9 protein-coding genes and 1 tRNA gene are annotated in these 13229 nt (G+C 72.5%); 2 read left to right on the top strand and 8 right to left on the bottom strand.

From position 1 onward, the window contains the following. Positions 1-78: 78 nt before the first annotated feature. The 5 genes from ACWHYA_RS07730 to ACWHYA_RS07710 form a co-directional block, all read right to left on the bottom strand. Positions 79-1146, bottom strand: coding sequence for an alpha/beta fold hydrolase (locus ACWHYA_RS07730; protein WP_425943227.1), 1068 nt, complete (start codon positions 1144-1146; stop codon positions 79-81). 330 nt (positions 1147-1476) lie between these two features. Beyond that, the gene (locus ACWHYA_RS07725) at positions 1477-2847 is read right to left on the bottom strand and encodes a pyridoxal phosphate-dependent decarboxylase family protein (RefSeq protein WP_425943228.1); all 1371 of its coding nucleotides are present in this window, start codon (positions 2845-2847) and stop codon (positions 1477-1479) included. Between the two features lie 251 nt (positions 2848-3098). Continuing rightward, positions 3099-3171 (bottom strand) — tRNA-Thr (locus tag ACWHYA_RS07720). 47 nt (positions 3172-3218) lie between these two features. Then, positions 3219-4859, bottom strand: a complete 1641-nt coding sequence (locus ACWHYA_RS07715; protein ID WP_448095590.1) for an SH3 domain-containing protein — start codon at positions 4857-4859, stop codon at positions 3219-3221. 185 nt (positions 4860-5044) lie between these two features. Continuing rightward, on the bottom strand, positions 5045-6874 hold the full coding sequence (locus tag ACWHYA_RS07710) for a serine/threonine-protein kinase (protein WP_425943230.1): 1830 nt from the start codon (positions 6872-6874) through the stop codon (positions 5045-5047). A 125-nt stretch (positions 6875-6999) separates the two neighbouring features. Between ACWHYA_RS07710 and ACWHYA_RS07705 the strand changes: the two genes are divergently transcribed. Together ACWHYA_RS07705 and otsB are read left to right on the top strand one after the other, a co-directional pair. Next, positions 7000-8469 carry an alpha,alpha-trehalose-phosphate synthase (UDP-forming) gene (locus ACWHYA_RS07705; protein ID WP_425943231.1) on the top strand — a complete coding sequence of 490 codons (1470 nt, stop codon included), beginning with the start codon at positions 7000-7002 and terminating at the stop codon, positions 8467-8469. A gap of 20 nt (positions 8470-8489) precedes the next feature. Continuing rightward, positions 8490-9290 carry a trehalose-phosphatase gene (gene otsB, locus ACWHYA_RS07700; protein WP_425943232.1) on the top strand — a complete coding sequence of 267 codons (801 nt, stop codon included), beginning with the start codon at positions 8490-8492 and terminating at the stop codon, positions 9288-9290. Between the two features lie 239 nt (positions 9291-9529). Here otsB and ACWHYA_RS07695 read toward each other — a convergent pair whose 3' ends face one another. The 3 genes from ACWHYA_RS07695 to ACWHYA_RS07685 are packed head-to-tail and all read right to left on the bottom strand — an operon-like array spanning position 9530 to position 13224. Beyond that, positions 9530-10597: a LacI family DNA-binding transcriptional regulator gene (locus ACWHYA_RS07695; RefSeq protein WP_425943233.1), complete on the bottom strand. Its 1068-nt coding sequence runs from the start codon at positions 10595-10597 to the stop codon at positions 9530-9532. A 16-nt stretch (positions 10598-10613) separates the two neighbouring features. Beyond that, on the bottom strand, positions 10614-11528 hold the full coding sequence (locus tag ACWHYA_RS07690) for a sugar ABC transporter permease (RefSeq protein WP_448095589.1): 915 nt from the start codon (positions 11526-11528) through the stop codon (positions 10614-10616). 1 nt (position 11529) lies between these two features. After that, positions 11530-13224, bottom strand: a complete 1695-nt coding sequence (locus ACWHYA_RS07685; RefSeq protein ID WP_425943235.1) for an ABC transporter permease subunit — start codon at positions 13222-13224, stop codon at positions 11530-11532. Positions 13225-13229: the final 5 nt, after the last annotated feature.

The following is a 13229-nucleotide window of genomic DNA, read 5'->3' as shown; positions in this document are numbered from 1 at the left end:
GGGTGTGCACATCGGGGCGAGCACGCAGATGTGGCGCCCCGGCTTCGCCGCGGTGGCGGCCTCCCGCCACGGTTCGGGCTAGGCGTCCCGCTGCTGCTCGATCAACGAGGCGGCGCGAGCGGCGATCGCCGCACGGCTGGACGAGCCACGCAGCCCGAACTTCTCGTACATGTTGCCCATGTGGCGTTCGACCGTGCGGACACTGACGAAGAGTTGTTCTGCGATCGCCTGGTTGGTCATCCCCGCTGCTACACACTCGAGGATCTCGGCCTCGCGTGCGGTCAGCACCCCCTCCGTGCCGTGGTCCGGGCGCAGCGTCGGGAGGAAGGTGTTGAGCTCGTGCAGGAACACCGCCCCCGCGGGCTCGTCGGCGAGGAGGATGTGGTTCTGTCCCTCGAGAGGGACGAAGCGAGCGTCGGGGATGGATGACGCCACCTCCCGGCCCTGCTCGAACGGCACGGCGGCGTCGTCCTGGGCGTGCATGACCAGTGTCGGCGTGAGGACCTGCGGGAGAAGGTCGGTGATGTCGACCTCCTCGCGGGCCAGCCGCATGAGCGCTGCCGTTTCGGGGGCGGCAGAGATCCGCTGCATCTCGTCGAACCACAGCATCTGCTCGGGGGTCGCGTGCGGGACGAACAGCGTGGTGAAGATTCGTCGGAACGCCGGATTCGCCTGGCCCCAGCCGATCCGGATCAACGACAGCATCGCCTCGGCCTCCACGCGTGCCGTCGGCTCGCGACGCAGACGTCCCCGCGCGAAGGCACCGCAGAGGGCCAGGTGACTGACCCGCTCCGGGTGGCGCGCTGCATAGGCGATCGCGACCGCGCCGCCGTTCGAGAGTCCGAGCAGGGAGAAGCGCTCGAGCTCGGCCGCGTCGACCACTGCCTCCAGGTCCTCCACCCAGGCGTCCACGGAGAAGCGCGACACGTCGCGGTCTGAAACCCCCGAACCGCGCTCGTCGTACCGGATCAGGGTCCGCCCCTCAGCGAGGGCGTCCAGCCAGTGGCGCCACAAAGGACTGTCGCGGTCGTACTGCAGGTGCGTCATCCACGTCGCCACACGTACCAGCGGAGGGCCGGTCCCGCGGACCCCGAACGCCAGACGCACTCCATCGGCCGACGTGCAGAAGCGGATGGACTGGGCCACGACGTCAGGCTAGTGCCCCAGCGCCGGCCAGGCAGGGAGCCCGGAGGGAGTCCTTCGCGCGGTGGGAGGGCGCGGACAAGTGGCCGGTACGGCCGCCGTGCGCTCGAGCACTGCGAGGTCATCCTCATCCATCCGGTTCGTGTTCAGCGCCCAGGTCAGGCGGTCCAGCACGTCGATCCACACACGCGCCGAGCGCGGAGACTGCCGGACCGGCACGGTGACTCTGCGCTCGACGACCGTTCCACAGCGCCTGTGCATCAGCGGTGCTGCGACCGAGCTGCTGACACCTCTGGCGCCGCGTTCGTCGAGCACGACCGACGCAGGCAATAGTCAACCGACCTCGCGAGCGACCCGCCGCACAGCCGCCACACACCGATCCACGTCATCCTCCGTCGTCGACCAGTTGCTGACCGAGATGCGCAGGATCCTCTGCCCGTGCCAGGTCGAACCGGTCATCCACGTGGTGCCGTCGGCGAGGAGCCGCTGGACCACCTCGTCCGTGCGCTCGTCCGAGCCGAAGGTGGCACACACCTGCGTGAGCACCACGTCGTTGAGGACGGTGACGCCCGGGATGGTGCGCAGGGCGTCCGCGAACATGGCGGCGTGCCGGCAGAGTCGCTCGACCAGGTCGGCGACCCCGTCCCGGCCGAGGCAGCGCAGCACGGCCCAGACCGGGATCGCCCGGCCGCGACGGGAGAGCTCGGGCACCTTGTCCAGCGGTTGGCAGGTCTCGTCGCGCACCAGGTAGGCACCGTGCGCGCCCATCGCCGCCTGGAGCGCCGCGGCGTCACGCACGATGCACAACCCACTGTCGTAGGGCACGTTGAGGGTCTTGTGGGCGTCGGTCGCCCAGGAGTCAGCCGCCTCATACCCCTGGACGAGGTGCCGGTAGGCGGGTGAGGCGGCGGCCCAGAGCCCGAAGGCGCCGTCGACGTGCACCCAGGCGCCGTGCCGGTGCGCGGCCTGAACCGTCTCGGCGAAGGGATCGCAGGCGCCGGAGTGGATGTTGCCGGCCTGCAGCACGACCATGACCGGCCCGGCGTCGCCCCGGTTCAGGGCCAGCTCGAGGGCGTCCGCCCGGATCCGTCCCTGGTCGTCGACGTCGACGACCTCGGGAGCACCCAGGCCCAGGTAGCGCAGCGCCACGTCCACGGTGTCGTGCCGCTCGGCCCCGACCAGCACCCGGACCGGAGGTCCACCGGCGAGCCCCCGACGAGCGACATCCCAGCCCGCTTGGCGGATCACCGCGTCACGCCCGGCAGCCAGGCCGGTGAAGTTGGCCATCGTCGCGCCTGTCGTGAAACCGACGGCGCTCTCGATGGGCAGGCCGAGCAGATCCAGCAGCCACGCGCTGGCGACGTCCTCGACCGCACTGTGCGCCGGCGTAAGCGTGCGCAGACCGCTGTTCTGGTCCCAGGCGCTGACCAACCAGTCCGCGGCCAGTGCGGCCGGGTGCGTGCCACCGATGACGAACCCGAAGAAGCGGCCAGACGCCATGGCGGTCAACCCCGGGTCGCACGCCTGCGCCAGGAGCGCGACGGCCTCCTCCGGTGGACAACCGCGCTGGGGCAGGTCCGGGCCCAGCGCCATGATCACCTCCTCGACGGATGCCTGCGGTGGCACCGGCCGCTCCCCCAGCGAGTCCAGCCAGCCCATGGCGTGGTCGTGCGCGACGTCCAGTGCCCGGGAGAAAGAGTCCATGTCCGGAGTGTCCTCCTCATCCACGCCCGTGAACAGGCATCACACGGAGGACCCCGATCTCCCTGATCGCTCATCGTCCCCGCTGCGTCCCTGCAGCGCTCCCGGGAGCGTCCCCGCTGGGCGTGCGACGGGCGGCCGCGGCAGAGGGGGGTCGTGACTGACCATCCGTGGCAACGACTGACCACTGCGGTCTGCGACGCGCGGTTCGCGTATTCGCAGGTCAAAGGGCTAGATCGCGTGTTCAGGAGGAGAGCTGGCGAAGGGACTCGAACCCTCAACCACCTGTTTACAAGACAGGTGCGCTACCAATTGCGCCACGCCAGCAGGCCGGGGAGTCCCCCCGGCGACGGTCGATCGTACCGGTCCGCCGGTCAGCCGATGACGTTCGCGTTCAGCCACGCCTGCAGAGCCACCACGGTGCGGTGGTTCAGGTAGGTCGACCCGTCCCGCGACAGTCCGATGTGGTCCTGCAGCGCGACCTGCGACATCGGACCCCAGGCCCCGTCGACCCGGGTGCCGACCTCGGCCTGCACGGCACGGATGGTCGTGCCGTCCCACCGCCCCGTCCCGGGCAGCCCGACCCAGTGCTGCACGGCCTTGACCGTCAACGGGCCCATGCTTCCGTCGAGCGCGAGGGGCGCCAGGTCCGAGGCGGGCGCCACCGGCGCGTCGTCCGTCCCCGCGTCGGTCCCGCTGGCGGCTCCACCGGCGGGCTTGAGGATCGAGCCGCTGACCCAGCCACGCCCGTCGGTCAGGCGCACCCAGCCGTTGGTCGACAGCTCGCCGTGCACCTGTGCGCCGTGGGCCAGCCCCCCGACCACCGCGTAGGACGTCGACGGGCCCGAACGGACGTTCGCCCCGGCGGTCGCGGTGACGGTCCAGCTGATCGCGGCCGACGGCGGTGCGGGGTCGGGCTCCGGTGTGGAGGCCCCAGGGTCCCTGTCGGTCAGCGTCGACAGCGCGATCCACCCACGGCCATCGGCCAGCCGCACCCACCCGTTGCTCGCCACACCCGTGACCTTCGACCCCTTCGCCGCAGCCCCCACCACCGCATACGACGTCGAAGGACCCGAGCGCACGTTCGCCCCCGGCGTCGCACTCACCCACCACGACCCCTGCCCCCCCGGGTCCGGCGTCGGAGCCGGCGCCGAGGCCCCAGGGTCCTTGTCCGTCAACGTCGACAGCGCGATCCACCCACGGCCGTCGGCCAGCCGCACCCACCCGTTGCTCGCCACACCCGTGACCTTCGACCCCTTCGCCGCAGCCCCCACCACCGCATACGACGTCGAAGGACCCGAGCGCACGTTCGCCCCCGGCGTCGCACTCACCCACCACGACCCCTGCACCCCCGGGTCCGGCGTCGGAGCCGGCGCCGAGGCCCCAGGGTCCTTGTCCGTCAACGTCGACAGCGCGATCCACCCACGGCCGTCGGCCAGCCGCACCCACCCGTTGCTCGCCACACCCGTGACCTTCGACCCCTTCGCCGCAGCCCCCACCACCGCATACGACGTCGAGGGACCCGAGCGCACGTTCGCCCCCGGCGTCGCACTCACCCACCACGACCCCTGCACCCCCGGGTCCGGCGTCGGCGCGGGTGCCGGCGCCTCGTCCCCGTAGGGCGCCAGCCCGTTGGTCATCGTCAGCCCCGCGCGCACCGAGCACACCGGCCAGGCATTAGGCCCCTGGACCTTCAGGACCCGCTGGGCCACGGTGATCTGCTGCAGCTTGGTCGCCTGGTGGGCGTAAGGGGCGAACTCCGCTCCCCCGAAGCCCGTCCAGGTGGGGTGCCAGAACTGCAGCCCGCCGTAGAAGCCGTTGCCGGTGTTGATGCTCCAGTTGCCGCTGGACTCACAGTCGGCCACCCGGTCCCAGACGCTGTGGTCGTCGGCGGCGGCGGTCGGTGCCGCGAGCCCCACAGCCGTGACCGAGGTCGCACCGGCCAGGGTCAGACGACCTGCCCGGCGCCGGAGCGCCCCGGTGCGGGGCGCGCGGTGGGAGACGGTGGAGGCCATGGAGAAGTCCTTCCGGCAGGGGCCGCGAGCGCCGGGACGGACGCCGCGGTCGTCGCACCACAGTGACGGGTGTGACGGATGGGACAAGCCGGACCAGCGTAGGGCTTCTCGAGGCGCAGGGAAAGGGGATGTGACGCACCTCATACCCGTTCCTCCACGCCCTCGGCGACGCGGACTGCTAGGGCTCAGGGCAGCTGGATGGGCAGCACGTCACGCAGATCGAGGTCCGGCGGCAGCGGCCACCAGGACACCGCCGGTGCGTCGAGGAACCCCCAGACGGCGAGCGCCACACCTCCCACGAGGGTCACCGTGACCAGCCCCACCGTGGGCAGACCGGCCGGAACACCTCCGCGCAGGATGGTGCGGGAGCCGCGGCGCAGCGGGGTGGCGGACAGCCCCCACCAGGCCAGCAGTGCCCCGACGATCGACCCGGTCGCGACGGGCACCGGATGCTCGACGTCGACCCCGATCATCGTCTCCGTCGTCGTGACGACCCCCGAGACGACGAGGGCGACGAGGGCGGCCATCCCCAGCGGAAGCAGCAGCGAGAACGCCGTCGCCAGCACCCCCCGGGTCAGGTGCCAGGGCGAGGCGGCCACGAGCACGGGCACGTCGCTGCGTCGGCGCCCCGCCTCGTGGCGGCGCAGGACGAGGGTGGTCAGGCTCGCGTCCACCGTCCGGGCGGCCACCCCCCAGAGCGCGAAGAGCGACCAGGCCAGCAGCGGGACGGCGGAGGCCAGCCCCACGAAAGCGACGAGAAGGGCGGCCAACGTGCCCGTCCGCGGGCTGCGACCGATCCTGGGGTCGGGACCGCCCTGCTCCCCCGGCGGGACCGCGTAGGGATCCTGCCCCGGGTCGGGCGAGGAGGGTGCCACCGGTCCCCCACGACCCGGCTTCGGGTCGTGCGAGGGGTATGCCGTCGGCGCCGCTCCCCCGCGGCCCGCCGGGTCGGCGTGCGGGGCCTCCCACGGAGGCGGGGGCACCGCCTGGACCCGGGGGTGGTGCTGGGGCGTGCCGCGGGTGGGGTCGACGACCGGCTGCCTGCGGGTGACGTCGACGTCCGGCGCGTCGGCGGGCCCGTGGGTCCCGGCGACACCGACGACGGTCGCGCCGCGGGGCAGCGCCCCGGTCACGTCCTCCCCCCGGGCATAGCGCTCCAGGCCGTCCAGCACCTGCTGCTGGGTCGGGCGTCGCCCGGGGTCGGGGTCCAGCGCGGCGGCCAGCAGCGGCCGCAGCTCGGGGTCCACCCCGTCGATCCGCAGCCGCCCCCGGGTGACCCGGTCGAGCACGACGGTCATCGGGGCCCGACCGAACGGCGGCTCCCCGCTCGCGGCGAAGGCCAGCGTGGCGGCCCAGCCCCACCAGTCGGTGGCGCGCCCCACGTCACCCCCCTCGACCACCTCGGGCGAGAGGTATCCCGGCGTGCCCATGACCATCCCGGTCATCGTCAGCCGCACGTCGTCGGCGACCTGCGCGATCCCGAAGTCGATGACCACCGGGTCGAGCCGGTCCGCCCCGTGGCCCCGGCCGGAGCCGGGGACCATGAGGACGTTGCCCGGCTTGAGGTCGCGGTGGACGATCCCGGCGCGGTGGATCGCGTCCAGCGCCTCCCCCAGGCCCCGCCCCAGCCGGAGCAGCTCCTCCCTGTTCAGCGGACCCTCCTGCTGGACGACCTCGTCGAGCGGCCGGCCGGCGACGTGCTCGGTGACGATGTACGGCGCCGGTCCGTCCACGTCGGCGTCCACGACCGCGGCCACCCGCGGGTGGTGGACCCTGGCCAGGCTGTGCACCTCCCGCCGCAGCCGGGCGCGGGCCTGCTCGTCGTGGGCGATGTGCTCGCGCAGCACCTTGACCGCGACCTGGCGGCCCCGGTCGTCCACGGCCCGCCACACGACCCCCATGCCCCCCTCCCCGATCCGCTCGAGGAGCTCGTAGCGGCCCAGCCGACGCGGCACGACCACCGGCACCCGACGGGTCGGGTCGGCACCGGGGGTGCGGGGCAGCTCGGTCGTCACAGGGTCCACGGTATGCGGTCTCCTCCTCGGGCGACCCGGCGTGCGGGTCCGACGGGCGGGCTCCGGAGGCGCTCACTAGGGTTGGTCACCGGAGGGTCGACGAGGTCAACGAGCAAGGAGGTCAGATGGTTTCGTCCACGGGCGGCACGAACGGCACCTACGACTTCGTCGTGGCGGCCAACCGGTTGCCGGTGGACCGGCACGTCGAGCCCGACGGCACGACGACCTGGCAGACCAGCCCCGGTGGCCTCGTGACCGCCATGGAGTCGGTCATGCACGACCGGGAGGGCGCCTGGGTCGGCTGGGCCGGCTTCCCCGGCGAGGCCCCCGAGCCCTTCGACGACGGGCCGCTGCGTCTGGTCCCGGTGTCCCTGTCGGCCGAGGAGGTCGCCGACCACTACGAGGGGTTCTCCAACGACACCCTGTGGCCGCTCTACCACGACGTCATCGTCCCGCCGACCTTCCACCGCTCCTGGTGGCACTGCTACCGCCGGGTGAACGAGCGCTTCGCCGAGGCCGTCTGCGAGGTGGCCGCCGAGGGCGCGACCGTGTGGGTGCACGACTACCAGCTCCAGCTCGTCCCGGCGATGATCCGCGACCGGCGCCCCGACGTCAGGATCGGGTGGTTCGACCACATCCCCTTCCCCCCGGTCGAGCTGTTCGCCCAGCTGCCGTGGCGGGCCTCGATCCTGCGCGGCCTGCTCGGCGCCGACTTCCTCGGCTTCCAGCGCGCCGACGACGCCCGCAACTTCCGACGGGCCTGCCGGGCGGTGCTCGGCGCCCGGGCCGCCGGCGACCAGGTCCGCTGGGCCGGCACCGACGACGAGCGCACCGGTGCCGGTGCCCGGACCGTGCGCGCCGCGGCCGTGCCGATCTCCATCGACGCGACCGGGTTCCAGCGGCTGGCCGACTCCCCCGAGGTCCGCGAGCGTGCCCGGGAGATCCGCGCCTCGCTCGGGGACCCCGAGGTCGTCCTGCTCGGGGTCGACCGGCTCGACTACACCAAGGGGATCCGCCACCGCCTGCGCGCGATCGAGGAGCTCTACGCCGACGGCGACATCGCCCCGCCGGACGTCATCTTCGTCCAGGTGGCCACCCCCAGCCGCGAGCGGGTGGAGGCCTACCGGACGCTGCGCGAGCAGATCGAGGCGACCGTGGGCCGGATCAACGGCGACTTCTCCCACCTGGGCGACACCGCGGTGCACTACCTGCACCAGTCCTACCCGCGCGAGGAGATGGCTGCGCTCTTCCAGGTCGCCGACGTCATGCTCGTGACCCCTCTGCGGGACGGCATGAACCTCGTCGCCAAGGAGTACGTCACCGCCCGCCACGACGGCCACGGTGCCCTGGTCCTCTCCGAGTTCACCGGGGCGGCCGAGGAGCTGCGGGCGGCCTACCTGTGCAACCCGCACGACATCGAGGGCCTGAAGGAGACGATCCTGCGGGCGATCCGGGACGACCCCGGAGAGAAGACCCGGCGGATGGCGGCACTGCGCCGCCGGGTGCGCCGCCACGACGTGCAGACCTGGGCCGAGGAGTTCCTCGCCGCCCTCGCGGTCGCTCCCGACCGCCCCCGCCCGCGGCCCCGCCGCTGACCGTCCGACCAGGAGACCTCATGGCCCAGCCGCCCGAGCTGACCGCGGCGGTCCGCCGCTTCGCCGCGCTGCCCACCGTCCTCGTCGCCACCGACTTCGACGGGGCGCTGGCGCCGCTCGTCACCGATCCCCTGCGGTCCCGCCCCGTCGAGGGGGGTATGGAGACGCTCGCCGCGATCGCCGACCTCCCCGGCACGACGGTCGCCCTCGTCTCCGGGCGTGCGCTCGCCCCGCTGCGGGAGCTGTCCGGAGCCACCGAGCCGCTCCTGCTCGTGGGCAGCCACGGCGTGGAGGACTCGCGGCGGCCCGACGGGCTGGCGCTGGACGATGAGCAGCGGGACCTGCTCGCGACCCTCGACGCCGACCTGCGCGCCGTCGTCGAGCGTCATCCCGGCACCCGCGTCGAGGACAAGCCGGCCGGACGGGTGCTGCACACCCGGGGCCTCGATCCGGAGGTGGGCGCCGCCGCCCTGGAGTCCGCGCACGCCCTCGGCGAACGGCATACCTCGCTGGTGGTCACCCCCGGCAAGGAGGTGGTCGAGCTGGCCGTCGCCCACGTCGGCAAGGGCGTGGCGCTCGTCGACCTGGCGCAGGAGCTGGGCGTGGACGGGGTCTTCTACGCCGGTGACGACCTCACCGACGAGCAGGGATTCGCCGCGCTGGCCGACGACCCCGACCAGGACCGGGCCGCGCGACGGCTCACCGTGCGGGTGGGCGACGGGGAGACGGGCGCACAGTTCCGGGTCCCCGACGAGCCCTCCCTCGTCGAGGTGCTCCGGGCGCTGCTCGACGCCCGGCGGGAGCACCGGCCGGCGGGCTGACCACGACCGGCGGGTTGACCGTGACCGGCGGGTTGACCGCGACCGATGGGTTGACCGCGACCGACGGTCCTTCCACCCTGGCTGCCGTTCGTCGGCGTGTCGCGCACCGGTGCAGATCACGTGTTGCAGAAACCGGGCTATGACCCGCGACACGCCGCAGCGGAAGCGACACGGTGCACGACACGCCGGACGACGGGTGACGCCGGACGACTCGGGAGGCCGGACGCCCGGCCGGAGCGTCAGGTCGGGGTCGGGGCGCCGGCGGTCGAGCGGCGCAGGATGAGCTCGGGCTCGAAGAGGTACTCCCGGTGCTCCACCCTCTCCCCGGCGATCTCCTCCAGGACCGTGCTCACGGCGGCCTCGGCCATGCCGGGGACGTCCATGCGCACCGTGGTCAGCGGCGGGTCGACGAAGGACATGAACGGCACGTCGTCGCCGCCGACGACCGAGAGGTCCTCCGGGACGCGCAGGCCGAGCTGGCGGGCCGCCCGCAGCACGCCCAGCGCCATGACGTCGGAACCGGCCACGACCGCGGTCGCGCCCGCGTCCACGAGCTGACGGGTCGCGGCGGCGCCGCCCTCCACCGAGAAGAAGGTGGTGCGGACCATCTCCTCGGGCTGCACGCCCTCCACCCCGGCCATCGCCTCCAGGAACCCCTCGACCCGACGCTGGACCGGGACGTAGCGCGCCGGCCCGGTGGCGAAACCGATCCGCGAGTGGCCCAGCTCGCGCAGGTGCCGCACCGCCAGCTGCATCGTCACCCGGTCGTCGTGGCTGATGAAGGTCGCGTCGATCCCCTCGCGGTAGCCGTTGATGAGCGCGATCGGCAGGCCGCGCTCGCGCAGCCGGGTGTAGCGCTCTGTCCCCGCCCGGGAGTCGGCGTGGTAGCCGCTGACGAAGACGATGCCGGAGACGCCGCGGTCGAGCAGCATCTGGACGTACTCGTCCTCGTGGACCCCTCCCGGGGTCTGGGTGCACAGCACCGGGGTGTAGCCGGCGGCGGCGAGGAAGGTCTCGATGTTCTGGGCGAAGAGCGGGAAGACCGGGTTGGTCAGCTCGGGCACGACGAGGCCGATGAGGCCGGCGCTGTTGCGCCTCAGCTTGCTCGGGCGCTCGTAGCCGAGCACGTCCAGCGCCGTGAGCACGGCCTGCCGGGTGCCGGCGGCCACGCCGGGCTTGTCGTTGAGCACCCTGCTGACGGTGGCCTCGCTGACCCCGGCGTAGGAGGCGAGGTCGGCCAGGCGGCCGCGGGCACCGCCCGGCTCACCCTCCCCCCGGCGCGCAGGAGGTGTGGGCGTGCTCGTCACTTCACGGCGCCGGAGGTCAGCCCGCCGATGAGCTGCTTCTGCAAGGACAGGTAGACCAGCACCGGGGGATGGAGGCCAGGAGCGCACCGGCGCTGAACATGCCGAAGTAGCGGTTGCGGTCGGCCGCGTTGAGCGAGTACAGCCCGACGCCGAGGGTGCGCTGGTCCTGGTCGAGCAGGAAGATGCTGGCCAGGAGGAACTCGCCCCACAGCATGACGAAGGCCAGGATCCCGACCGTCGCCAGGATCGGGGCCACCAGGCGCAGGGTCATCGTGAAGAAGATCCGGGCGTGGCTGGCCCCGTCCATCTTGGCGGCCTCGTCCATCTCTTTGGGGATGGTGTCGAAGTAGCCCTTGAGCAGCCACACGTTGGCCCCCATCGCCCCTCCCAGGTAGACCAGCAGCAGTCCCCACAGGGTGTTCAGGCCGATGGCGGGCAGGACCTCGCCGATCCGCAGGAACATGATGTAGAGCGCCGGGAAGGCCAGCAGCGCCGGGAACATCTGGGCCAGGAGCAGACCCATCAGGCCCGGGCGGCGGCCGGACCAGCGCAGGCGGGAGAAGGCGTAGGCCGCGGCCGCGCCGATGAAGACCTGGAAGACCGTGCCCAGGCCCGCCACCAGAAGACTGTTGCGGAACCAGGTCCAGAACGGGAAGGTCGTCGAGGCGAACAGGTCGGAGAAGTTCTTGCCCGAGAAGTGCTGGGGCAGGGGCGAGGAGGCACTCAGCGTCCCCGCCGGGTTCAGTGCCGCCGACAGGATGAACATCACCGGGAACAGCGCCCAGACGAGGGCGACGAGGGCCAGCGCGTGCCGCCACCAGACCCCCGTCCGGGGCCTGGAGACGGTGCTCGCGGCGGCCCGCTTGCTCTCGGGCACCGGCGCGGGAGCGTTGGCGTCGGCGGCGGGGGTCTTGGCCGTGGGCTGAGTCATGTCAGTTCACCTCTTCCAGGGCCGCGGACTGGCGGAACCCGACGTAGCTGATGGCACCGACGAGCATGAAGATGACGATGCTCACCGCGGAGGCCAGACCGATGTTCGGCTGGCCGGACTCCAGCGCCAGCCGGTAGGCGAAGTTGATGAGCAGGTCGGTGTTGCCGACCAGGCTGTTGCCCGCGTCGAAGGGTCCGCCCCGCGTCACCAGGTAGATCAGCGTGAAGTTGTTGAAGTTGAAGGCGAAGCTGGCCACCAGCAGCGGTCCGACCGCCACGAGCAGCAGCGGCATCGTCACCGACACCAGCGTGCGCACGGGCCCGGCACCGTCCACCGCCGCCGCCTCCTTGACGTCGTTGGGGATCGACTGCAGCGCCCCGGTGCAGATGAGGAACATGTAGGGGAAGCCCAGCCACAGGTTGGTGATGAGCAGGGCCGCCCGGGCCGCCCACGGATCACCGAGCCAGTTGATGTTCAGCCCGGTCACCTCGTTGATGAGGCCGAACTGCTGGTTGAACATCGCCGCCCACACCAGGCCGGTCACGAAGATCGGCAGGGCGTAGGGCAGGATCAGCAGCGAGCGGTAGACGCCCTTGCCCTTCAGCCGCGGGTCGTTGAACAGCAGGGCCAGGAGCATCCCGAGGACGAACGTGCTGGCCACGCTGAGCAGCGGGAAGGCCAGGTTCCACAGGAAGATCTTCAGGAACCCGCCGCGGAAGGTCGGGTCGGTGAAGATCGTCGCGAAGTTGTCGAAGCCGACGTTCTCGGTCCACCCGGCCGGGAGCACCGGCCCCTGGCCGTCCTCGGGGACGAAGTTGCCGTCCTGCGCCACGTAGCGCTCCCCCTCGGCGGTGACCATCACGTCGTTCTCCTCGTCGTAGGAGATCGTGGGCTGGCCCACGAACGCCTGTGACGTGGTGGCCGGCTTGACCGCGGCCCCCTCCTCCCCGACCGGGACCGCGAAAGCCTGCACCTCCTGCGCGCGCTGGTTGGCCTCCAGGAGGTTGAGCACCCGGTAGCCCGGCGCCGCGCCGATCGTCCCGTTGCCCCGGACCTCGACCCCCTCGGCGGCCAGCGGCTCCAGCCCCTCCTCGGTGCCGACGAAGAGCTGGTAGCCCTCGGCGGTCACGTTCTCCCCGAGCTCGGCGCCCCCGGCACCCTCCTCGGCCCCCTCCTCCAGCTCGCCGGCGTCCTCGGCCGGCGGCACGGTGAGGAGCAGCGACAGCTCACCGGTCTCGATCGGCTCGTCCTCCGGCACGGCGACCGACATCCCGTAGCGCGGGGCGTCGGGGTCCTGGCGCACCGACTGCGCCTGGATCGCCGAGACCGCCTCCTCCTTGGAGAGGGTGTGGCCGTCGCCGTAGTTGGTGAACGCCGTGGCCGCGGTGTACATGATCGGCCACATCTGGAACAGCAGGAGCAGGACCAGACCCGGCAGCAGGTACTTCAGCGGGATGAACCGCCGGGTCGAGTAGACGACCAGCACGGACATGGCGATGAACGCCACGGCGATGACGATGAGCCAGGCACCGGCCTCGACGGCCTGCTGGGCCGCGTAGCCCAGGATGACCACGGTCAGCAGGATCAGGCCCCACCGGGCGGCGTGCACCCACACGGGGGTGTGCGCCACCTCGTCGGACAGGGGGCCCGAGGGCGGGCCGGACGACCGTGGAGGGTCGGCGACGGTCTGGGACATCGATG

This window comes from Ornithinimicrobium carbonis (assembly GCF_977012275.1).
Note: the sequence above shows the minus strand (reverse complement) of the source record. Positions and strands in the feature narration are given on the sequence as shown.